19 protein-coding genes are annotated in these 21,706 nt (G+C 70.5%); 15 read left to right on the top strand and 4 right to left on the bottom strand.

Annotation, left to right across the window (positions count from 1 at the left end):
• Positions 1 to 77: 77 nt before the first annotated feature.
• Positions 78 to 1,067, bottom strand: coding sequence for an ABC transporter permease (locus ACZ4EG_RS26005; RefSeq protein WP_467792273.1), 990 nt, complete (start codon positions 1,065 to 1,067; stop codon positions 78 to 80).
• A 530-nt stretch (positions 1,068 to 1,597) separates the two neighbouring features.
• Here ACZ4EG_RS26005 and ACZ4EG_RS26000 point away from each other — a divergent pair.
• The 5 genes from ACZ4EG_RS26000 to ACZ4EG_RS25980 are packed head-to-tail and all read left to right on the top strand — an operon-like array spanning position 1,598 to position 7,146.
• The gene (locus tag ACZ4EG_RS26000; protein ID WP_467792272.1) at positions 1,598 to 3,220 is read left to right on the top strand and encodes a peptide ABC transporter substrate-binding protein; all 1,623 of its coding nucleotides are present in this window, start codon (positions 1,598 to 1,600) and stop codon (positions 3,218 to 3,220) included.
• Positions 3,221 to 3,226: 6 nt separating this feature from the next.
• Complete coding sequence (locus tag ACZ4EG_RS25995; RefSeq protein ID WP_390731287.1) at positions 3,227 to 4,150, top strand: ABC transporter permease; 924 nt, start codon at positions 3,227 to 3,229, stop codon at positions 4,148 to 4,150.
• Complete coding sequence (locus ACZ4EG_RS25990; RefSeq protein ID WP_467792271.1) at positions 4,143 to 5,123, top strand: ABC transporter permease; 981 nt, start codon at positions 4,143 to 4,145, stop codon at positions 5,121 to 5,123. The genes ACZ4EG_RS25995 and ACZ4EG_RS25990 overlap by 8 nt, the downstream gene beginning before the upstream one ends.
• 6 nt (positions 5,124 to 5,129) lie before the next feature.
• Positions 5,130 to 6,104 carry an ABC transporter ATP-binding protein gene (locus ACZ4EG_RS25985; protein WP_453553572.1) on the top strand — a complete coding sequence of 325 codons (975 nt, stop codon included), beginning with the start codon at positions 5,130 to 5,132 and terminating at the stop codon, positions 6,102 to 6,104.
• Complete coding sequence (locus ACZ4EG_RS25980; protein WP_467792270.1) at positions 6,097 to 7,146, top strand: ABC transporter ATP-binding protein; 1,050 nt, start codon at positions 6,097 to 6,099, stop codon at positions 7,144 to 7,146. The genes ACZ4EG_RS25985 and ACZ4EG_RS25980 overlap by 8 nt, the downstream gene beginning before the upstream one ends.
• Positions 7,147 to 7,256: 110 nt before the next feature.
• Here the strand turns inward: ACZ4EG_RS25980 and ACZ4EG_RS25975 are convergent, their stop codons facing one another.
• Complete coding sequence (locus ACZ4EG_RS25975) at positions 7,257 to 9,386, bottom strand: S9 family peptidase (RefSeq protein WP_467792269.1); 2,130 nt, start codon at positions 9,384 to 9,386, stop codon at positions 7,257 to 7,259.
• A gap of 189 nt (positions 9,387 to 9,575) precedes the next feature.
• Here ACZ4EG_RS25975 and ACZ4EG_RS25970 point away from each other — a divergent pair, with 189 nt between their 5' ends.
• The 8 genes from ACZ4EG_RS25970 to ACZ4EG_RS25935 all read left to right on the top strand — a co-directional run bounded on the left by ACZ4EG_RS25970 (position 9,576) and on the right by ACZ4EG_RS25935 (position 17,920).
• Positions 9,576 to 9,770: a hypothetical protein gene (locus tag ACZ4EG_RS25970; protein WP_030346161.1), complete on the top strand. Its 195-nt coding sequence runs from the start codon at positions 9,576 to 9,578 to the stop codon at positions 9,768 to 9,770.
• Positions 9,771 to 10,591: 821 nt separating this feature from the next.
• Positions 10,592 to 11,455, top strand: coding sequence for an N-acetyl-1-D-myo-inositol-2-amino-2-deoxy-alpha-D-glucopyranoside deacetylase (gene mshB, locus ACZ4EG_RS25965; RefSeq protein ID WP_467792268.1), 864 nt, complete (start codon positions 10,592 to 10,594; stop codon positions 11,453 to 11,455).
• Positions 11,452 to 11,868 carry a DUF6113 family protein gene (locus tag ACZ4EG_RS25960; protein ID WP_467792267.1) on the top strand — a complete coding sequence of 139 codons (417 nt, stop codon included), beginning with the start codon at positions 11,452 to 11,454 and terminating at the stop codon, positions 11,866 to 11,868. The genes mshB and ACZ4EG_RS25960 overlap by 4 nt, the downstream gene beginning before the upstream one ends.
• Positions 11,869 to 12,024: 156 nt before the next feature.
• The gene (locus ACZ4EG_RS25955) at positions 12,025 to 14,295 is read left to right on the top strand and encodes a hypothetical protein (RefSeq protein WP_467792266.1); all 2,271 of its coding nucleotides are present in this window, start codon (positions 12,025 to 12,027) and stop codon (positions 14,293 to 14,295) included.
• Between the two features lie 148 nt (positions 14,296 to 14,443).
• Positions 14,444 to 15,370 (top strand): ABC transporter ATP-binding protein, encoded by a 927-nt coding sequence (locus ACZ4EG_RS25950; protein ID WP_390708708.1) that lies wholly within the window; start codon positions 14,444 to 14,446, stop codon positions 15,368 to 15,370.
• Positions 15,367 to 16,107: an ABC transporter permease gene (locus ACZ4EG_RS25945; RefSeq protein ID WP_453553556.1), complete on the top strand. Its 741-nt coding sequence runs from the start codon at positions 15,367 to 15,369 to the stop codon at positions 16,105 to 16,107. Before ACZ4EG_RS25950 ends, ACZ4EG_RS25945 begins: the two co-directional genes overlap by 4 nt.
• 5 nt (positions 16,108 to 16,112) lie before the next feature.
• Entirely contained in the window at positions 16,113 to 17,309 is a 1,197-nt protein-coding gene (locus tag ACZ4EG_RS25940) for a sensor histidine kinase (protein ID WP_467792364.1), read from the top strand.
• A complete protein-coding gene (locus tag ACZ4EG_RS25935) occupies positions 17,306 to 17,920 on the top strand; it encodes a response regulator transcription factor (protein WP_453553554.1) in 615 nt (204 codons plus the stop codon). Before ACZ4EG_RS25940 ends, ACZ4EG_RS25935 begins: the two co-directional genes overlap by 4 nt.
• Before the next feature lie 26 nt (positions 17,921 to 17,946).
• Here ACZ4EG_RS25935 and ACZ4EG_RS25930 read toward each other — a convergent pair whose 3' ends face one another.
• The gene (locus ACZ4EG_RS25930) at positions 17,947 to 18,798 is read right to left on the bottom strand and encodes a transglutaminase family protein (RefSeq protein WP_453553552.1); all 852 of its coding nucleotides are present in this window, start codon (positions 18,796 to 18,798) and stop codon (positions 17,947 to 17,949) included.
• A 78-nt stretch (positions 18,799 to 18,876) separates the two neighbouring features.
• Positions 18,877 to 19,974 carry a GNAT family N-acetyltransferase gene (locus ACZ4EG_RS25925; protein ID WP_467792265.1) on the bottom strand — a complete coding sequence of 366 codons (1,098 nt, stop codon included), beginning with the start codon at positions 19,972 to 19,974 and terminating at the stop codon, positions 18,877 to 18,879.
• Positions 19,975 to 20,114: 140 nt separating this feature from the next.
• Here ACZ4EG_RS25925 and fdxA point away from each other — a divergent pair, with 140 nt between their 5' ends.
• Both fdxA and ACZ4EG_RS25915 read left to right on the top strand, forming a co-directional pair.
• Positions 20,115 to 20,435: a ferredoxin gene (gene fdxA / locus ACZ4EG_RS25920; protein ID WP_263212261.1), complete on the top strand. Its 321-nt coding sequence runs from the start codon at positions 20,115 to 20,117 to the stop codon at positions 20,433 to 20,435.
• 120 nt (positions 20,436 to 20,555) lie between these two features.
• Positions 20,556 to 21,653, top strand: a complete 1,098-nt coding sequence (locus ACZ4EG_RS25915) for a bifunctional succinyldiaminopimelate transaminase/glutamate-prephenate aminotransferase (RefSeq protein ID WP_467792264.1) — start codon at positions 20,556 to 20,558, stop codon at positions 21,651 to 21,653.
• The last annotated feature ends 53 nt before the right edge of the window (positions 21,654 to 21,706 follow it).

Here is a 21,706-nt window from a genome sequence, read left to right as displayed (position 1 = left end):
AATCCTGCCTTGGGAGTGAGTTGAGTGAGAGAACCGGCACCCCGGCGTCATCGCCGTGGTCCTGAAAAGAGCCGGAGTCAGCGCTTGGTCTTCGGGTCGAGCGCGTCGCGCAACGAGTCGCCGAGGAGGTTGAACGCCAGGACGAAGGCCACCATCGTGAGGCCCGGGAAGAGCAGGAAGGTGATGTCGTCCTGGTAGTACTTGGCGGCGTTCCCGATCATGACACCCCAGTCGGGGGTGGGGTCCTGAAGACCGACGCCGAGGAACGCGAGACCCGCCTCCGTGGTGACCATCGCGGGCAGGGTCAGCGTCGCCTGGATCAGGATCGGCGTCCACAGGTTGGGCAGCAGCTCCTTGAAGATGATGCGTGCCGGAGACGCTCCCGTGACCTTGGCGGCCTCGACGAACTCCCGCTCGCGCAGGGCCAGTACCTGGCCGCGCAGCAGTCGGGCGATCGAGGCCCAGCCGAAGGCGGTGAGCAGCAGGATCATCGAGATGACGATCAGCGACGTGGGCGTGTTCTCGCTGTCGGACACGAACAGGGCGATCACCACCGGGGTGAAGGCCACGAAGAACAGCTGCTGCGGGAAGGCGAGCAGGATGTCGATGACCCGGCCGAGGAACCAGTCCGTCTTGCCGCCGATGTAGCCGGCGGTGACACCGATCACCACACCGAGGATCACGACGAAGATCGTGATGGCTGTGGCGATCAGCAGCGAGTTTCGGATCGCGTACAGCAGGAAGGTGAAGACGTCGCGGCCGAGCTGCGGGTCGATGCCGAACCAGAAGTCCGAGCTCATGCCGCCGTTCGGCTTCACCGGGAAGCCGTTGTCGCCGAGCAGCCCCGGCGTGTTGAGCCCGTACGTCGTGTACGGATCCTTCCCGTACAGATTGGCGATCAGCGGCGCCGCCAGCGCGATCACGAAGAAGAAGATCACGACGTAAGCGGATATGACGCCGGTGCGGTCCCGCTTGAACCGGCGCCAGGCCAGCTGTCCCGGGGACCTGCTCTCGTTGCCCTTCGAAGAGGGAGAAGTGGTCGACTTCTCGACGCTCTCGTCGGTCACCTCAAGCGGGGCAGCCGCAGATGGAGTTGGGGGGGTCATGGTGCTCCTGGCCCAAGGGAGGGTCTGATGACTCCGCAGGGCGCTCCCCTACGGGCTACGCCGGACTTTTTCAACGCAATTCATTCAAGGTCAATAAATTCTCGGTCGCCTTGGTTGTCTATTTACCTTCTTTACTCATGCTTGACCATTCCGTAGCTACGCGGGTAGCACGCTGTAATCGTTCCGTGCTTTAGTTCGGACTAACTGGACTATTCGGGCAACGAGTTCGATATGCGGACGGCTGTGTGTCGAAATGCGTACATCGGCGGGACGCAATCCAACGTTTCGGCATCGTTACGCGGAGATCCATTGCATTCGTCGCCCGAGATCGCCGCGCCCGCCCGGCGGGGGCTGCGTGCATCCGGATGACCCGTCCCCTGAAAGGGCCCCTCCCGAGTGGCGCACACATGCGGTATGCGGCATTTGCGCTGATATTGACCGGTAGCTGAAATCGGCCGGTATTGGATCACCGCTCTCGGAGGAGGCACGCCATGCGTGGAGCCAGGCACGCCGGATGGGCCGTCGGTGCGACGGCGGTGGCGCTCGTCGCGACGGCGTGCGGGGGCGGAGCCACGAGCGGCACGCAGGGCGGGGTCCTCAGTTCCTCCTGGGGCGACCCGCAGAACCCCCTCGAACCGGCCAACACCAACGAGGTGCAGGGCGGCAAGGTCCTCGACATGATCTTCCGCGGTCTGAAGCGGTACGACCCCAAGACCGCGCAGGCCCAGAACATGCTCGCCGAGAGGATCGACACCCCGGACTCGCAGAACTTCACCGTCACGATCAAGGACGGCTGGACCTTCAGCAACGGCGAGAAGATCACCGCCAAGTCCTTCGTGGACGCCTGGAACTACGGCGCGAGCCTGAAGAACAACCAGAAGAACGCCTACTTCTTCGGCTACATCCAGGGCTACGACAAGGTCCACCCGGCCACCGGCTCACAGAGCGCCGACACGCTCTCCGGACTGAAGGTCGTGAACGACAGGACCTTCACGGTCAAGCTGAACCAGAAGTTCTCCGGCTTCCCCGACACCCTGGGCTACGTGGCCTTCGCGCCGCTGCCCCGGTCGTTCTTCTCCGACCACGCCGCCTGGCTGGAGAAGCCGGTCGGCAACGGGCCGTACATGATCGACTCGTACGCCAGGGGCTTCCAGATGGCCCTGATGAAGTGGGACGGCTACCCCGGCGCCGACAAGGCGCAGAACGACGGTGTGACCCTCAAGGTCTACACGGACAGCGACACCGCCTACACCGATCTGCTGGCCGGAAACCTCGACCTCGTCGACGACGTCCCCGCCGCGCAGCTGAGGAACGTCAAGAAGGACCTGGGCAACCGCTACATCAACACCCCGGCCGGCATCATCCAGACCCTCGCCTTCCCGTACTACGACAAGGACTGGGACAAGGCCGGCGCCGAGAAGGTCCGCACCGGCCTGTCCATGGCGATCAACCGGAAGCAGATCACCGACACGATCTTCCAGAAGACCCGCACCCCGGCGAGCGACTGGACCTCGCCCGTGCTCGGCACGGCAGGCGGTTTCAAGGAGGGGCTGTGCGGGAGCGCCTGCGAGTACGACCCGGCCGGGGCCAAGAAGCTGATCCAGGAGGGCGGCGGGCTCCCGGGCGGACAGCTCAAGATCACCTACAACGCCGACACCGGCTCGCACAGGATGTGGGTGGACGCCGTGTGCAACTCCATCAACAACGCGCTCGGCAACGACAAGGCCTGCGTGGGCAACCCGATCGGCACCTTCGCGGACTTCAGGAACCAGATCGGCCGGCACAAGATGAGCGGCCCGTTCCGGGCGGGCTGGCAGATGGACTACCCGCTGATCCAGAACTTCCTGCAGCCGCTCTACTACACCAATGCCTCCTCCAACGACGGCAAGTGGTCCAACGCGCAGTTCGACCAGCTCGTGGACCGGGCCAACGCCGAGACCGACACCGCCAAGGCGGTCTCCACCTTCCAGCAGGCCGAAGAGGTCGTCCGGGACAACATGGCCGCCATCCCGCTCTGGTACCAGAACGGCAGCGCGGGCTACTCGGAGCGGCTGTCCAACGTCGCCCTGAACCCGTTCAGCGTCCCCGTCTACAACGAGATCAAGGTCGGCTGAGCCGCCATGGGGCGCTATGTCGTCCGGCGTCTGCTCCAGATGGTCCCGGTGTTCGTCGGGGCGACGCTGCTGATCTTCCTGATGGTGAACGTGATGGGTGACCCCATCGCGGGACTGTGCGGCGAGCGTGCCTGCGACCCGGCGACGGCCGCCCAGCTGAAGCGGGAGTTCGGCCTCGACAAGCCGCTGTGGCAGCAATACCTGACCTACATGGGGAACATCTTCACCGGCGACTTCGGCACCGCGTTCAACGGCCAGCCCGTCACCGAGCTGATGGCGACCGCGTTCCCCGTCACCATCCGGCTGACGATCGTGGCGATCCTCTTCGAGATCGTCATCGGCATCTCGCTGGGCGTCGTCACCGGAGTGCACCGCGGCCGCCCCGTCGACACCGGTGTGCTCCTCGCCACCCTGGTCGTGATCTCCGTACCGACCTTCGTCACCGGCCTGCTGCTCCAGCTGCTGCTCGGCGTGCAGTGGCACTGGATCCAGCCGTCGGTCTCCCAGCAGGCCGCCTTCGGCGAACTGATCGTGCCGGGCCTCGTCCTGGCGGCCGTCTCCCTCGCCTACGTCACCCGGCTGACCCGCACCTCCATCGCGGAGAACAAACGGTCCGACTACGTCCGTACGGCCGTCGCCAAGGGCCTGCCCCGGCGCCGGGTCGTCACCCGGCATCTGCTGCGCAACTCGCTCATCCCCGTCGTCACCTTCATCGGCGCCGACATCGGGGCGCTGATGGGCGGCGCGATCGTCACCGAGCGGATCTTCAACATCCACGGCGTCGGCTACCAGCTCTACCAGGGCATCCTGCGGCAGAACACCCAGACGGTCGTCGGTTTCGTGACCGTCCTCGTCCTCGTCTTCCTGCTGGTCAACCTGCTCGTGGACCTGTTGTACGCCGTACTCGACCCGAGGATCCGCTATGCCTGAGCAGTTGCACGAGCCCGAACGCGCCATCGCGGGGACCGGCGCCGGCAGCGGGATGGACCTGGCGGCGAGCGAGGCCGAGACGCTGGAGAAGACACCGGCGGGACCGCTGGGCACAGGGCCCCGCGCCAAGCCGCGCAGCCTGTGGTCCGACGCCTGGCGGGACCTGCGCCGCAACCCCGTCTTCATCGTCTCCGCGCTCGCCATCCTCTTCCTCGTCGTCATCTCCCTGTGGCCCTCGCTGATCGCCTCCGGCAGCCCCCTGCAGTGCAACCTCGCCAAGTCCCAGGAGGGCTCCCAGCCGGGCGCCCCCTTCGGGTACGACGGCCAGGGCTGCAACGTCTACACGCGGACCGTCTACGGGGCCCGTACGTCCGTCACGGTCGGCGTCTGCGCCTCGCTCGGGGTCGCGCTCCTCGGGTCCGCGCTGGGCGGCCTCGCCGGGTTCTTCGGCGGGGCCTGGGACTCGCTCCTGTCCCGGGTGACCGACATCTTCTTCGCGATCCCCGTCGTCCTCGGCGGTCTGGTCCTCCTCTCCGTGGTGACCAGCAATACGGTCTGGCCGGTCATCGGGTTCATGGTGCTGCTCGGCTGGCCGCAGATCTCCCGCATCGCCCGCGGCTCCGTCATCACCGTCAAGCAGAACGACTATGTGCAGGCGGCCCGCTCCCTGGGCGCCTCCAACTCCCGCATCCTGCTGCGCCACATCGCGCCCAACGCGGTCGCCCCGGTGATCGTCGTGGCGACCATCGCGCTCGGCACCTACATCTCGCTGGAGGCGACCCTGTCGTATCTCGGCGTCGGCCTGAAGCCGCCCAGCGTCTCCTGGGGCATCGACATCTCCGCCGCCTCCCCCTTCATCCGCAACGCCCCGCACGCGCTGCTGTGGCCCTCCGGCGCCCTGGCGATCACGGTCCTGGCCTTCATCATGCTCGGCGACGCGGTGCGCGACGCCCTCGATCCGAAGCTGAGGTGAGCCGCCGTGCTGCTCGAAGTGCGTGACCTGCACGTGGAGTTCCGGACCCGGGACGGGGTCGCCAAGGCCGTGAACGGCGTCGGCTACGGCGTGGACGCGGGGGAGACGCTCGCGGTGCTCGGTGAGTCGGGGTCCGGCAAATCGGTCTCCGCGCAGGCCGTCATGGGCATTCTCGACATGCCGCCCGGCAGGATCACGGGCGGCGAGATCCTCTTCCGGGGCCAGGACCTGTTGAAGATGAAAGAAGAGGAGAGGAGAAGGATCCGCGGCTCCGGAATGGCGATGATCTTCCAGGACGCCCTGTCGGCACTGAACCCCGTGCTCTCCGTGGGCGAGCAGCTCGGCGAGATGTTCGTCGTGCACCGGGGGATGTCACGCAAGGACGCGCGGGCCAGGGCGGTCGAGCTGATGGACCGGGTGCGCATCCCGGGCGCCGCCCAGCGGGTGCGCGACTATCCCCACCAGTTCTCGGGCGGAATGCGCCAGCGCATCATGATCGCCATGGCGCTGGCCCTGGAGCCGGCGCTGATCATCGCCGACGAGCCCACCACCGCCCTCGACGTCACCGTCCAGGCCCAGGTCATGGATCTGCTCGCCGAACTGCGGCGCGAGTACGACATGGGGCTGATCCTGATCACCCACGACCTCGGCGTGGTCGCCGACGTCGCCGACCGCATCGCCGTGATGTACGCGGGACGGATCGTAGAGTCGGCCCCGGTCCACGACATCTACAAGTCACCCGCGCACCCGTACACACGCGGCCTGCTCGACTCCATCCCGCGCCTGGACCAGAAGGGCCGGGAGCTCTACGCCATCAAGGGCCTGCCGCCGAACCTGATGGACATCCCGCCGGGCTGCGCCTTCCACCCGCGCTGCCCGATGGCCCGGGACGTGTGCCGCACGGACGAACCCCCGCTGTACGAGGTCTCCGAGGAGCGCGGCAGCGCCTGCCACTTCTGGCGGGAGTGCCTCCATGACTGAGCCGATCCTGGAGGTCAGCGGCCTCGTCAAGCACTATCCGCTCACCCGGGGCATCCTCTTCAAGAAGCAGATCGGCTCGGTGAAGGCCGTGGACGGCGTCGACTTCACGCTCGGCCGCGGCGAAACCCTGGGCCTGGTGGGCGAGTCGGGCTGCGGCAAGTCGACGGTCGCCCGGATGCTGTGCAACCTGGAACAGCCGACGGCGGGCTCGATCCGATTCAGGGGCGAGGACATCACCAGGCTCTCGGGCAAGGCCCTGAAGGCCGTACGGCGCCACATCCAGATGGTCTTCCAGGACCCGTACACCTCGCTCAACCCCCGTATGACGGTGGGCGACATCATCGGGGAGCCGTACGAGATCCACCCCGAGGCGGCCCCGAAGGGCGACCGCCGCCGCAGGGTCCAGGAGCTGCTGGACGTGGTCGGCCTCAACCCCGAGTACGTCAACCGCTATCCGCACCAGTTCTCGGGCGGCCAGCGCCAGCGCATCGGCATCGCACGCGGGCTTGCGCTGCGCCCGGACGTGATCGTCGCCGACGAGCCGGTGTCGGCGCTGGACGTCTCGATCCAGGCGCAGGTCGTCAACCTCCTGGACCGGCTCCAGACGGAGTTCGAGCTCTCCTACGTCTTCATCGCCCACGACCTGTCGATCGTGCGGCACATCTCGGACCGGGTGGGGGTGATGTATCTGGGCCGCATCGTGGAGACCGGCAGGGACGCCGAGATCTACGACCATCCCACGCACCCCTACACCCAGGCCCTCCTGTCCGCGGTCCCGGTACCGGACCCCGAGGCCCGTGAGCACCGCGAGCGCATCATCCTCACGGGCGATGTCCCGTCCCCCACGAACATCCCGTCCGGCTGCCGCTTCCGCACCCGTTGCTGGAAGGCCCAGGAGCGCTGCGCGCTGGAGGTACCGGCGCTCGCCGTACCCGCCGAGTTCCGCCGCACGACGGGTCCCGCGGCGCACGACTCGGCGTGTCACTTCGCGGAGGAGAAGCAGGTGGTCCCGCTGGAGGAACACGGCAACGGGCCGGGGTGACATGGTGCACCCCGGCCCGTTTACGGCACCCGCACGGCCGTACGCTGTTCAGCCTCGCGCGTCCGTATATCGGTACCGCTTCCGCTAAGTTGCCTGCGCGTTAACGCAGTTCACGCGTGTTTGCGCGGTTGTGTCAGCGAACGCTTGAGGAAGTCCACCTGGAGGAGGAGCAGATTCTCCGCGACCTGCTCCTGCGGGGTCATGTGTGTGACGCCGGACAGCGGCAGCACCTCGTGCGGGCGGCCGGCGGCCAGCAGGGCGGAGGACAGGCGCAGCGCGTGGGCCACCACCACGTTGTCGTCGGCCAGACCGTGCACGATCATCAGCGGGCGGTGCGGCTCGGCGGGGGAGGACAGGCCGTCGTCCGTGACCAGGGAGCTCTTCGCGTACGACGCCGGGTCCGCGGCCGGGTTGCCCAGGTACCGCTCGGTGTAGTGGGTGTCGTACAGGCGCCAGTCGGTGACCGGAGCCCCCGCGATGCCCGCGTGGAAGACGTCCGGGCGGCGCAGCACGGCCAGGCCCGCCAGCCAGCCGCCGTAGGACCAGCCGCGGATCGCCACCCGGGTCAGGTCGAGGGGGTACCGCTTCGCGAGGTCCTGGAGCGCCTCGACCTGGTCGTCCAGGGACACCGTGAAGTCACGGTGCACCGCCTTCTCCCAGGCGGGGGAGCGCCCCGGGGTACCCCGGCCGTCGGCGACGACCACCGCGAAGCCCTGGTCGGCGAACCACTGCGAGGTCAGGTGGGCATTGTGCGCGGCGACCACGCGCGGGCCGTGCGGACCCCCATAGGGGTCCAGCAGCACCGGCAGGGGAGTGTCGGAGGGGTAGTCCTGTGGCATAAGCACGGCGCACGGGATTCGCCGTGCGCCCCCCTCGGTGAGCGTCACGCGCGGGGACATACCGGGATCTTCGGCGTACGACTGGACAGTCGCCGTCGGTTTTCCGTCACGCAGTACCTGGACGCGGGCGCCCGCGCGGTCCAGTGCGGCGGAGATCAGTACGGTCACGCCCCCGGCGCGCACCGCCGAGTGCACGCCGGGGTCCTGTGAGACGCGCTCCACACCGAGTTCGTTCACCCGGTAGACGTGCACCTCGCCGATGCCGGGAGCCTCGGCCTCCTCGCCGGCCGAGGCCGAGACCAGCACGTCGTCGTCCGAGACGTCGAGCACCGCACGGATGTGCAACTGGGCTCCGGTCAGCGGGCGTTCGCCCACCGCGAGCACCCGCGTACCGCCCTCGTCGGCGATCCGCACGAGCTGTCCGGAGGGGCTCCAGCAGGGCACGCCAGGGAAAAGTTCCAGCCATGTTGGATCTTCTTCCGCATGCACCATCCGGGTCGCCCCCGAGTCCGGGTCCACGGCCAGGAACAGCTGGCTGCGCTGGTCCCGCGCCTGTACCAGGACCAGCGGGGCACCCGCCTCTGACCAGTGCACATGCGCCAGATACGGATAGCGCGCCCGGTCCCAGGCGACCTCCGTGCGGGCCCCGTCGAGGCCGATCACGAACAGCCGTACATCCGCGTTGGCGGTGCCCGCCGCCGGATACGCGACGTGTTGTGGCTCACGCTCCGGGTGGGCCGGATCCGCGATCCACCACCGCCGCACCGGCGTGTCGTCCGCGCGCGCCACGAGCAGCCGGTCCGACTCCGGGGCCCACCAGAAGCCCCGCGCACGCCCCATCTCCTCGGCTGCGATGAACTCGGCCAATCCATAGGTGACCCCGTCCGCGTCGGGCTCCGCCAGCGCCCGGTCCCCCTCGCCCTCCGCGCCCACCACCCGCAGGGCGCCCCCGGCGACATACGCCACATGCCGTCCGTCGGGGGCGGGACGCGGGTCGATCACCGGCCCGGGAACCCGGAGTTCACGTGCCGTGCCGGCCCGTAGCTCCGCCGTGAAAAGCCGCCCTGACAAGGCGAAAGACGCCAGTTCCAGGGCGGTGTCGGTGGCGTAGCCGACGATGCCGGCACCGCCCTCGCGGCTGCGTTCGCGGCGCGCCCGCTCCTCGGGCGAGAGATGCTCCGTGGCGCCGCCAAGCAGCGCCCGTGGGTCGGCCGCGAGGCGCTCCCGGCCGTCCGTCACGTCAATGATCCACAGGGAGTTGGCCCGGTCCGTACCGGAGTGCGAGCGCAGGAACGCCACACGGGAACCGTCGGGAGCCACGGTGAACGCACGCGGCGCGCCGAGCGTGAACCGCTGGGTGCGGGCGTGCCGTCGGGGGAAGGAGTCAGGCTCGGTCGTCATCCCCTGACCATATTGGCCATGCGCCCCCTTGTGCGGCCGTGCGCCGACCGATGCGCGAGTACGGATAGTTATGATCACTACCGCTGAGTGGGTATGAACCTGCTGGCTCGTGCATGGATTTGCTGTACCGATCTACAACCCCCATAGTCCGAACCCCCGCGTACCTGGGATCTTTGGAGGTGAGCCGCCGTGGCACTCTCGATTTCGGCGGTGGTGCTGCTGGCGATCATCGTCTTTCTGCTGATCAAGAAGTCAGGGCTGAAGGGCGGCCATGCGGTCGTCTGCATGCTGCTCGGCTTCTACCTGGCCTCCTCGACCGTCGCTCCAACGATCAGTGAGCTGACGACGAACGTGGCGAGCATGATCGGCAGCATCAAGTTCTGACGTGCGCCGAGCCCGGCCCTGGGCGGCCTCGCCGGGGCCGGGTGGTTCGCGCGGACGGGTTCCGACGCTCCGGACAGTAACCGTACGCATCGGCTGCGTCACTGCTCGCGGTACGCAGAGGCGGCCACGCTGAGTGACGTGAACCAGGGAAACTCCACCCAACTCGACTGCGCCGTCCGGAACTTCAGCGTGCTCTGTACGTCGTCGGGGACACCCTCCGTATCGAGGTGAGCGACACCCGTGGGGGCGGTCTGCCCTGCCCGGGGCAACCCGCCCCCGAGCCGGAAGCCGGCCGGGGGGCGTTGTCCCGACGCCGACTGTCAAGCACAGGTGGGCCGCCCGCTCCTCACCCGTGCTGGAGCGCCCTTTACTCGGGGCGTGGAAGCACGACACTGACAAAGCAGCGGGCGGCCCCACGGCCACTCGTCAGCGCCGGGGCACTGCGCCCGCCCCGCCTGCTCTGCACCCTCTCCTCCAACCAACCCGGCCACCAGCGTCGTACAGCCAATGGCCACGCCCCCGTAGCCCCCGAGAGGCCCAAGGCGCCGAGGGGAGTGCACACCCCCGCAAACCGGTCACCTCCGCCGCCACGGCCCCCGCCTCCTCTCCGTCGTGAGGCGGCTCACCTCGCCCCCGGTGTCGCCGCCTGGCTGGAGCGGGAGGTCGGTCTCGGGGCCGTACGGCATGCCGTGACCGCGGATCTCCTGGCCGAGGGGCTGTGTCGTCCCGCCGCTCTCCGTGGGGGTACCCGGGGGTCCGCCACCTGAGCGTCTGGTCGGGCGCGTGCCCCGGTGAGGGTGGGCGCCTCGTAGGGTGGGGCCATGACGGAACTGCCCGCCCGGCGTCTGCTGCTGGTGCACGCGCACCCGGACGACGAGTCGATCAACAACGGCGCGACCATGGCCAAGTACGCGGCCGAGGGAGCGCGGGTCACCCTGGTCACCTGCACCCTCGGGGAGCGGGGTGAGGTCATTCCGCCCGAACTGGGGCATCTGACCGGTGCCGCTCTTGGCGAGTACCGGCTGCGTGAGCTCCGGGGTGCCATGGGCGAGCTGGGTGTCGACGACTTCCGGCTGCTCGGGGGCGCCGGGCGCTACGCGGACTCCGGGATGATGGGGCTGCCCGACAACGACGACCCCGCCTGCTTCTGGCAGGCCGACCTCGACGAGGCCGCCGGATACCTCGTGGAGGTGATCCTGGAGGTCCGGCCCCAGGTTGTGGTCACCTATGACGACAATGGGGGGTATGGCCACCCCGACCACATTCAGGCCCACCGCGTCGCCATGAGGGCTGTGGAGTTGGCCGCCGACGCGGGCTGGCGTATCCCCAAGGTCTACTGGAATCGCGTTCCGCGCCGGGTCGCCGAGGACGCCTTCGCCCGCCTTCGGGACGATCTGCCCGCTCTGCCCTTCGCCAAGCCGGCCTCCGTCGAGGACGTCCCGGGCGTGGTCGACGAGGAGCGCGTCACCGCCGAGGTCGACGGCACCGCGTACGCCGCCGCCAAGGCCGCCGCGATGCGCGCGCACGCCACCCAGATCGAGGTGGCCGAACCGTACTTCGCGCTCTCCAACGAACTGGCCCAGCCCGTCTTCACCACGGAGTACTACGAGTTGGTGGGCGCAGAGCGCCCGCGGACCCGGGAGACCGACCTGTTCGCCGGGACCGGCGTCGAGGAGGCGTCATGAGTTCGGCAGGGCGCGGATCTATGCTCGCCCAGCCGCTGCAGCGGCCCTCCGCCGGGCGGATCGCCGCCCATGTGGGCCTGTTCGTGCTCGGAGCCCTGGCCGGGCTCGCCGGGGCGCTGGTGCAGGGCGGCTGGTTCCCGGGCGGGCTGCTGCTCGCCCTGGCGGGCGCGGCCGGGGTGTTCCTCGGCGGGGCGCGTGCCACCGGCAGCCGCGCCGGGGCGGTCGCGCCCGCGGCAGGCTGGATCGTCACCGTCATCCTGCTCACCGCAGGCCGTCCCGAAGGGGACTTCCTGTTCGGCGCGGGGGGCGGTTCCTATCTGTTCCTGCTGGGCGGCATGGCCCTGGCTGTGATCTGCGCCACCCTTGGACCGGGGCGGCAACCGGACGGCGATGCCGCCCGACTTGCCAAGTGACGTACCAATTCGCCACGGGGCGCGCGTGCGAGTCCGGTGTGGGTTTCCCCAGCGGTCATGGGATACGCGCCAGAAGTGGCCAGTATGGTGGTGCGCGCCGCCGAGCCGCCCGAGCAAGGTCGTGACGGGCGGCGGAGCCAACCGGGAGAACCTGCCTTGAGTCGTGAAACTGACACTCCGTCCTCCGGGCCCAACGGGCGCGGCGGAGCCGCATACCCCTCGGGCACGCCGCCGTACGGGACCCCCATGGTTTCCGGCGACGGTACGGGCGCGGACCGTTCGGCCGCGCAGCCCGAGGAGCGAAAGACCGAGACCACGCTGACGACGCGCATCCGGATCAACATCCCCGGATCGCGGCCCATTCCGCCGGTCGTCGTGCGCACGCCCGTCGCGGACACCGAGGCTTCCGACGACGACACGGGCGCGGCCGCCGAGGCGCAGCCGGCGCCCGCCCCGAAGCCCACCGGGCCCACCGGCGGCGTCGAGCCGTCCGGCGAGCCCGCGGCGGCGGCCGGGGAGAAGACGAGCGACTGGTTCGCACCCCGCAAGTCCGGCGCGGGCAAGGGCGGTCCGGCCGGCGGCGGTACGAACGGCGCCGGAATCCCCGGCGGTTCCGCGGCCGGTGCGACCGCTTCCGGCACGGGCACGGCTGCCCCCGGCGGCGCGGCTGCGCCCAAGGGCGCGCGTCCGGGCGCCGGTCGCCCCGGCGGTGTGGTCGGCTCCATGAGCGCGCCGGGCGGCTCCCGTCCCGGCGGTACGAACGGCGCGGGGCTCCCCGGCGCCACCGGCGGACCCGTGGCTCCCGGGCACGGCGGTGGTACCGGCTCCTTCGACGTGACCGAGGCGCTGGCCGCGGGCCCGCTGGGCAACGGCTCCCGTCCCGGCGCGGGCGGCGACGAGCCGCGCCGCGACGATCTGCCGTACTTCGCGGAGAGCGGCCCCGGCGGCCAGAACGGCTTCGGCGGTGTGAACGGCCAGGGCGCCGGCCCGGCCGGCCCCGACAGCTCCAGCGGCTTCAACGGTCCGAACGGTCTCGGCGGCCCCGGCGTTCCGCAGGGCCCCGCGGGCCCGACCGGCGGCCCGGTCACCGGCGACGGCCCGATGGTGCCGCCGGTCACCGGCGCACCCGGCGGCCTCGGCACGGCGCCCGGCGAGTCCTTCACCGGCCCCGGCACCGTCGGCGGGCACCGCCGTACCCCCGGCGCCGGTCCCGCCGCCCGCCGCGGCCCCGGCGGCGGTCTGAGCGACGACACCGCGATCCTCACCCCGCAGAAGCCGGCCCCCGAACCGGGCATGCCCGGCTACGGCTCCCCGGCGGACAACATCTCCGGGCACACCGTGACCAGCGGTATCCCGGTCGTCCCGCCCACGGCGGCCTCGCCGTTCGGGCCGGGCGCCCCCACCGACGGGGCCGTGTCGCACACGCCCCCGAAGCTGCCCGAGCCGGTCTCGCCGAACGTCCCGCAGAGCAAGTCCAAGAAGAAGAAGGGCCGCAGCAAGCCGGCCCTGCTCGGCGGGGTCGTGGTCGTCGCCGGCATCGGTGTGTACGGCGCCGGACTGCTGATGAACCACTCCGACGTGCCCAAGGGCACCACCGTGCTCGGTGTGGACATCGGCGGCGGCACCCGCGACGACGCCGTCAAGAAGCTCGACGAGGCGTTCGGCGACCGGGTGAACAAGCCGCTGAAGCTGTCGGTGGGCGGCAAGACGGTCTCGCTCACGCCGGACAAGGCGGGACTCCAGTTCGACACCACCGCCACCGTCAGCGCGGCCGCGACGAGCGACTACAACCCCGTCTCCGTGATCGGCTCCCTCTTCGGCCAGAAGCGGGTCGTGGAGCCGGTCATGCCGGTCGACGAGGAGAAGCTCCAGGTCGCCCTGAAGGACGCGGGCGGTGGCTCCGGCTCGGTCGCCGAGGGCACGATCAAGTTCCAGTCCGGCAAGGCCGTCGCCGTCTACGGCAAGGCGGGCAAGGGCATCGACGCGGCCGGTTCGACACAGGCGGTCGCGGAGGCCTACCGGTCGATGGTGGAAACCGGCACGGCCGCCCCGGTCACGGTGCCGACGACCACCCAGCAGCCGACGGTCTCCAACGCCGAGGTCGACCGCGAGATGAAGGCGTTCGCGGAGCCGGCGATGTCCGCCAAGGTCACCGTGCAGACGGACGCCGCGCACTCGGTCCCGATGAGCCCTCAGAACTCGCTGTGGAAGTTCCTCCGGGTGACGGCCGTCGACGGCAAGCTCGTCGACAAGCCCGACCTGGTGGCCCTGAAGAACCTCTACGGCCAGGCGTTCGACGGCGTGCTGATCACCCGGTCCAACGGTAAGAAGACGCCCGTCACCCCGCAGGACGTGTACGGCGCCCTCCGCCAGGCACTGACGAGCAGGACCAACCGGATCGCGGTCATCGACACCACCCCGAACTAGACCGGAACCAGCCCGGCCCGCAGAGGGGCGTCCGGTGTTCACCGGGCGCCCCTCCGGCGTGTCACGGCGTCGGTATGACATCTGTCATCCGGCTCTCAGGACCCCCGACACTGCCCCGCACCCGGCCCTCCTGGCCACCATGGACGCCATGACAACGACAGCGGTGACCACCGGCGCCCCGGTGGTCGGGTTCGATCAGGTGAGCAAGACCTATGGGAGCGTGCGGGCGGTGGACGGGCTGTCGCTCACGCTGCACCCGGGGGAGACCGTCGCCCTGCTCGGGCCGAACGGCGCCGGCAAGTCCACCACCCTCGATCTGCTGCTCGGCCTCAAGCAGGCCGACGGTGGCACGGTCAGCGTCTTCGGCACCGGCCCGCGCGAGGCGATCGTCGCCGGACGGGTGGGCGCCATGCTGCAGAGCGGCGGGCTGATGGACGAGGTCACCGTCACCGAACTGGTCCGGCTCGCCTGCGATCTGCACCCGAAGCCCTACAAGGTCACCGACGTACTGGCCCGCGCCGGCATCTCCCAGATCGCCGACCGGAAGGTCAACAAGCTCTCCGGCGGCCAGGCCCAGCGCGTCCGCTTCGCCCTCGCCACCGCCGGCGACAGCGACCTGATCGTCCTGGACGAGCCGACCACCGGCATGGACGTCTCCGCCCGCCAGGCCTTCTGGGCCACCATGCGCGAACAGGCCGACCAGGGCCGTACGGTCCTCTTCGCCACCCACTACCTCGAAGAGGCCGACGCCATCGCGGACCGCGTCCTCGTCCTGCACCGCGGCCGGCTCCTCGCCGACGGCACCGCAGCCGAGATCAAGGCGAAGGCGGGGGCCCGCAGGGTCTCCTTCGACCTGGAGGGCGACATCGACGAGCCGGCCCTGCGCGCGCTGCCCTTCCTGGCCTCGGTCAGCGTCTCCGGCCAGACCGTCCGCATCCAGTCCACCGACGCCGACGCCACCGTCCACGCCCTGTACGGCCTCGGTGTCTACCCCCGCAATCTCGAAGTCGCCGGGCTCGGCCTGGAGCAGGCGTTCGTCGCCATCACGGAGGCCGAGGAGGCCAAGCAGTCGTGAACTCTCTGATCAAACTGGAACTCGCCCGCGCCCTGCGCAACCGCAAGTTCCTGTTCTTCTCGGTGATCTACCCCTCCGCCCTGTTCCTGCTCATCGCGGGCAACGCCGACAGCAAGACCAAGATCGATGGCACCGGGCTCACCCTGCCGACGTACATGATGGTCTCCATGGCCTCCTTCGGCGCCCTGACCGCCGTCCTGATGGGCAACAGCGAGCGCATCGCCAAGGAGCGCGAGAGCGGCTGGGTACGGCAGCTGCGGCTGACCACCCTGCCGGGGCGCGGATACGTCCTCGCCAAGACCGCGAGCGCGGCCGTCGTCAGCCTGCCCTCCATCGTCATCGTCTTCGTCGTCGCCGCGGCCGTGAAGGACGTCCGGCTGGACGCCTGGCAGTGGCTCGCCCTCACCGGCGCCATCTGGGCCGGCAGCCTGGTCTTCGCCGCGCTCGGCGTCGCCATCGGCTACCTCGCCAGCGGGGACGCCGTCCGCCCGATCACGATGATCACCTACTTCGGCCTGTCCATGCTCGGCGGCCTGTGGATGCCCACCACGACCTTCCCGCAGTGGCTCCAGGACATCGCGAAGTGGCTGCCCACGCACGCGTACGCTGCCCTCGGGCGGTCGATCGAGCAGAGCCGGACCCCGCACGCCCAGGACATCGCCATCCTTGCCGTCTTCTTCGTCCTCTTCGCGGGAGGCGCGGCCTGGCTGTACCGGAAGGACACGCTGAAGGCGTGAGCGCCATGACGGAGGACCCGCTGACCGAGGAAGCCCGCCGGGAGCAGCTGATCCCCCTGGGACAGTCCTCCCGCAGCCGGCGCGACCTGTTCCTGCGCAAGATGCTGTGGATCGGCGTCTGGCTGGTCTTCCTCAGCGCCCCGGTCAACGACCTCGTCTCCGGGAGCCACACCACCGGGGCGACCGTGGCCGGCTGGCTGGGCCTGGCGGTCTTCGTCGGGGTCTATCTGACCCTGGTCTTCCGGGACATGGGCAGTCCGGCCACCCCGAGGCGGGTCGGCGCCCTGATCGCCGTCCTCGGGGTCCTCGCGACCCTGCTGTCCTTCACGCTCGGCGCGCCCTGGCTCGCCCTGTACTGCTACGTCTCCGTCGCCTGCGGGGCCACCCTCCCGCTGCGGGTCGCCTGCTGGGCGATCCCGGGGACGGCGGGTGTGATGCTGCTGGTCGGCCTGCACGTCGGCGAGCAGCACGCCCTGGACCTGCTGATCCTGGTGTTCCTCATCGGATTCGCCATGACGGGGGTCGTCCAACTGGTCCGTACGACCATCGAGTTGCGCAAGGCCCGTGCCACCGTCGCCCAACTCGCCGCCAACGAGGAGCGGCTGCGCCTGGCCCGGGACCTGCACGACCTGCTCGGCCACTCGCTCTCCCTCATCACGCTGAAGAGCGAACTGGCCGGCCGGATGCTCCCCGACCACCCCGACAAGGCGGCGCAGCAGGTCGCCGACATCGAACAGGTCAGCCGGCAGGCCCTGGTAGACGTGCGCGAGGCGGTCACCGGCTATCGGCGTCCCCGGCTGGCCGCCGAACTCGCCGGTGCCCAGGTCGCCCTGACCGCCGCCGGGGTCACCGCCCAGGTGCCCGCCGAACCGGACCTCGACGGCGTCCCCGAGGAGGGCGAGTCCGCCCTCGCCTGGGCGCTGCGCGAGGCGGTCACCAACGTCGTACGGCACAGCGGTGCCGGACGCTGCACGGTGGAGCTCCTGGAACGCCAGACGCTGGACGGCCCGGTCCTCGAACTCTCCGTCGAGGACGACGGATCGGGCGGCTCCGGCAAGGGTCCCGGCAATGGCCTGACCGGTCTGACCGAGCGCCTGGAGAAGGTCGGCGGCACACTGGAGGCGGGCCGGGTCAGGCACGGGTTCCGGCTGGTCGCCCGTGTGCCCACGGCCAGTGGGGTGGACGTAGTATCCGGGGCATGAGCAGCACGATCAAGGTTCTCCTCGCCGAGGACCAGTCGATGGTCCGCGAGGCGCTGGCCGCCCTGCTCGGCCTTGAGGACGACATCGAGGTCGTCGCCCAGGTCTCGCGCGGCGACGAGGTGTCGGCGGCCGCCCGGGAGCACGATGTGGACGTCGCCCTGCTCGACATCGAGATGCCGGGCTGCACGGGAATCGAGGCCGCGGCCCGGCTCCACAAGGAACTTCCCGCGGTCAAGCTGGTCGTCCTCACCACCTTCGGCCGCCCCGGCTATCTGCGCAGCGCCATGGAGGCGGGCGCGGACGCCTTCCTGGTCAAGGACGCCCCGGCCGCCCAACTCGCCGAGGCCGTCCGCAAGGTGCTAACCGGCGAGCGGGTCATCGACCCCACGCTCGCCGCGGCCGCCCTGGCCGAGGGCGCCAACCCCCTCACCGACCGCGAACGCGAGGTCCTGCGCGCCGCGGCCGACGGCTCCACCAACGCCGAACTGGCGGCAGCCCTGCACCTGTCCCAGGGCACGGTCCGCAACTACCTCTCGACGGCGATCCAGAAGCTGGCCGTGCGGAACAGGGCGGAAGCGGTACGGATCGCGCGGGAGAAGGGCTGGCTGTAACCCGCTGGAACACCCCCTGGCTGCCCCTAGTTGAGCATGGAGCGCGCCGTGTGCGCCTGACGTCGTACCCGCTGTGCGGTCGGTTCGTCCACCCCGGCCACCACCTCCGCGTACGCCTCCAGCTCCGCCGCTCCGGCCAGGAACTCACCGCGCTGCACGAGGAGTTGCGCCCGCTCGTAGCGCAGCCGCGCCGGATGCGAGGGCAGCAGCAACGACAGCTCCACCGCCCACAGCGCCACGTCCGACCGCTCCGGCCGGGCCGCGGCCCACGCCCGGACGTTGTTCAGGATCCGCACGACGACATCCAGCGGATCCGCGGGCACCAGCATGCCCGGATCCAGCGGAGCCCCCGTCGCCCCGACGACGAGCAGCTCGGCGTCCGTCCCCGTGAGCACCCTGCCCCCGTCGAAGGGATCGGCGAGCACCTGCTCCCCGGCCGCCCCGAACCCGACCACGAAGTGCCCCGGCAGCGCGACCCCGTACACCGGCGCGCCCGCCCGTCGCGCCACCTCCATCCACACCACCGACAGCAGGATCGGCAGCCCGCGCCGCCGCCGCAGCACCTCGTGCAGCAGCGAGGACTCCAGACGGCGGTAGTCCGCGGCGGAGCCGTGGAACTCGCAGCGGACGCCGAGCAGGTGGTGCAGCGCCGTCGCCCAGGCCAGGGGCCCGCCGGGCCGGTACGGCAGCTGTCCCGCCAGCCGGTCCAGCTCCATCTGCGCGGCGTCCATGCCCGTCTCGTCGAGCGCGCCGTCGGCCGACGCGCCGAGCAGCAGACACAGCGCCGAGAGGTCGGGCCGTTCGGACCGTGCCTCCTCGGCGAACCGGTGCCGCACCTCGGCCGACCGCTCCGGCGATGGGGGATAAGGGGGACGCATAGCTGGCTCGTGCCCTTTCACGGTGATCCGTACCACCGACCGACGATGATCCGTCCTACCGACCGGCGATGATCCGTATCACCGGCGGGCGCCGGAGGCGCCCGGCTCCCGGTAGTGGTGATACGCGTGATGCGCGGCGAAGCCCATGGCGGCGTACAGCGCCCGGGCCGCCTCGTTGTCCTCCTCGACCTGCAGCCAGGCGGCCGAGGCACCCTCGGCCAGGGCCTGGCGGGCGAGAGCGGCCATCACGGCACTGCCCAGGCCGCGTCTGCGCTGCTCCGGGGCCACTTCGACGGCCGCGAAGCCGGCCCACCGTCCGTCCACGACACACCGCCCGATCGCGGCCGGCGCGCCCCCGGCCTCACCCGGGACGGTCGCGAACCACACCGACGGCCCGCTGCCCAGCACCTTCAGGGCCACCTCGCTCACCCCCTTGCGCTGATACCGGTCCAGCCACGCCTCGTCCGCCTCCCGGTCCAGCACCACCTGGGCGCCCTCGTCCCGGTCGGCCACCGGCGCCAGGGCGCCGATCCACAGCTCGGCGGTCACCTCGCGCACCCAGCCGCGCCGCTCCAGCTCCGCGCACAGCAGCTCCTGCGTGCCCTCGGCGCCGGTCGCGGTCTGGATGTACGCGGGCAGGCCGCGCTCGCCGTACCAGCGTCGTACGGCTTCCAGTGCCGCGTCGAGCGGAAGGCCGGGGTCGCCGAGCGGAAGCACACTGTTGGCCCGCCGCGTGAAGCCCACCCGTCGCCCGACCAGCGCCCCCCAGGGACGCTCCCCCAGAGCTGAACGCCTGGGGGGACCCCCATCGCGCGGCACCTCCTGCACTGCGGCCCGCAGCTCCCACTCGCCCAGCCGCTCGCTCTCCACCGGCCGCCAGGCCCGCGAGGCGACGCGCGCGAGCTCCTCGTAGGAGGCGGCGGGACCCCGCCGACGCGCCGGGGCGGCCGGTACGACCTTGCCCGCGACCAGCGAGGATTCCGGAATCCGAACGGTCTCCCCGTTCTTGCGTGTGATCAGCAGCACACCCTTGTCCCATGATGTGAGAACACCCACCGTGTCGGTGAACTTCTCACCCCGTGTTCCAGGTTCGCTCAAGCGCCGTACGGAGACTCGTTTACCCACGTCAGCAGCGGTGATACGGACCTCGAGTCGCCCGGCGGCAGAGAATTCCACAGGTCGGTTCACCCCTCCTGTTCGGATCATGCCCAAGAACGGAGATACTAGGGGCGGGCATCGACGACGCCGCGCTCCCGCGCGCCAGGCGGCGGAGCCTACGGAGGCCCGCCAGCGCCCAATCGAGGAGGAACGACAGCGTGACCTACGTCATCGCGCAGCCTTGTGTCGACGTGAAGGACAAGGCGTGCATCGAGGAGTGCCCGGTCGACTGCATCTACGAGGGCCAGCGGTCCTTGTACATCCACCCGGACGAATGCGTCGACTGTGGTGCCTGTGAGCCGGTCTGCCCGGTCGAGGCGATCTTCTACGAGGACGACACTCCGGAGGAGTGGAAGGACTACTACAAGGCCAACGTCGAGTTCTTCGACGAACTCGGCTCTCCCGGTGGCGCCAGCAAGCTGGGCCTGATCGAGCGCGACCACCCCCTCATCGCCGCGCTGCCGCCGCAGGCCGAGTAATCCGCAGGCGGCCGAGCAGCCCGCAGCGCGCCGCCTCGGTCCCGTACGGCCCGATCGCCTTGATCACCGCCGTACGGGACCGAGGCGTTTGCCGTACCGACGAAAGTGAGCCAGAACATCGTGTCCGCAGTCTCCGACCGTCTGCCCACCTTTCCCTGGGACAAGCTGGAGCCGTACAAGAAGACGGCCGCGGCGCACCCGGACGGCATCGTCGACCTGTCCGTCGGCACCCCGGTCGACCCGGTCCCCGAGCTGATCCAGAAGGCCCTGATCGCCGCCGCCGACTCGCCGGGCTATCCGACCGTCTGGGGCACGCCGGCCCTGCGCGACGCGATCACGGGCTGGCTGGAGCGCCGGCTGGGCGCCCGTGAGGTCACCCCCCGCCATGTCCTGCCGATCGTCGGCTCCAAGGAGCTGGTGGCCTGGCTCCCCACCCAACTGGGCCTCGGCCCCGGCGACCGGGTCGCGTACCCCCGTCTGGCCTATCCGACCTACGAGGTCGGCGCCCGCCTGGCCCGCGCCGAGTACGAGGTCTACGACGACCCGACCGAGCTCGACCCCACGAACCTGAAGCTCCTCTGGCTGAACTCGCCGTCCAACCCCACGGGCAGGGTGCTGGGCCAGGAGGAGCTCACCCGGATCGTCGCCTGGGCCCGCGAGCACGGCGTCCTGCTCTTCTCCGACGAGTGCTACCTGGAGCTGGGCTGGGAGGCCGACCCGGTCTCGGTCCTGCACCCGGACGTCAACGGCGGCTCGTACGAGGGCGTCGTCTCGGTCCACTCCCTCTCCAAGCGGTCCAACCTGGCGGGCTACCGCGCGGCCTTCCTGGCCGGCGACCCGGCCGTCCTGGGCCCCCTCCTGGAGATCCGCAAGCACGGCGGCATGATGACCTCGGCGCCCACGCAGGCGGCGGTCGTCGCGGCCCTGTCCGACGACATCCACGTCCGCGAGCAGCGCGAACGCTACGCCGCCCGGCGCACGGCCCTGCGCGACGCCCTGCTGGCCCACGGCTTCCGCATCGAGCACAGCGAGGCCGGCCTGTACCTCTGGGCCACCCGGGACGAGTCCTGCTGGGACACGGTGGCCCGTCTTGCCGAGCGAGGCATCCTGGTCGCCCCCGGCGACTTCTACGGCACGGCGGGCGAGAAGTTCGTCCGCGTGGCCCTGACGGCGACGGACGAGCGCGTGGCGGCCGCGGTGGCGCGACTGGCGGGCTAGTTCGGCCCGGACGGCACTGCACTGCACAGCACAGCACAGCACAGCACAGCGCG

The organism is Streptomyces sp. NPDC025638 (assembly GCF_055558775.1).
This window is presented reverse-complemented; position numbering and strand designations above follow the sequence as displayed.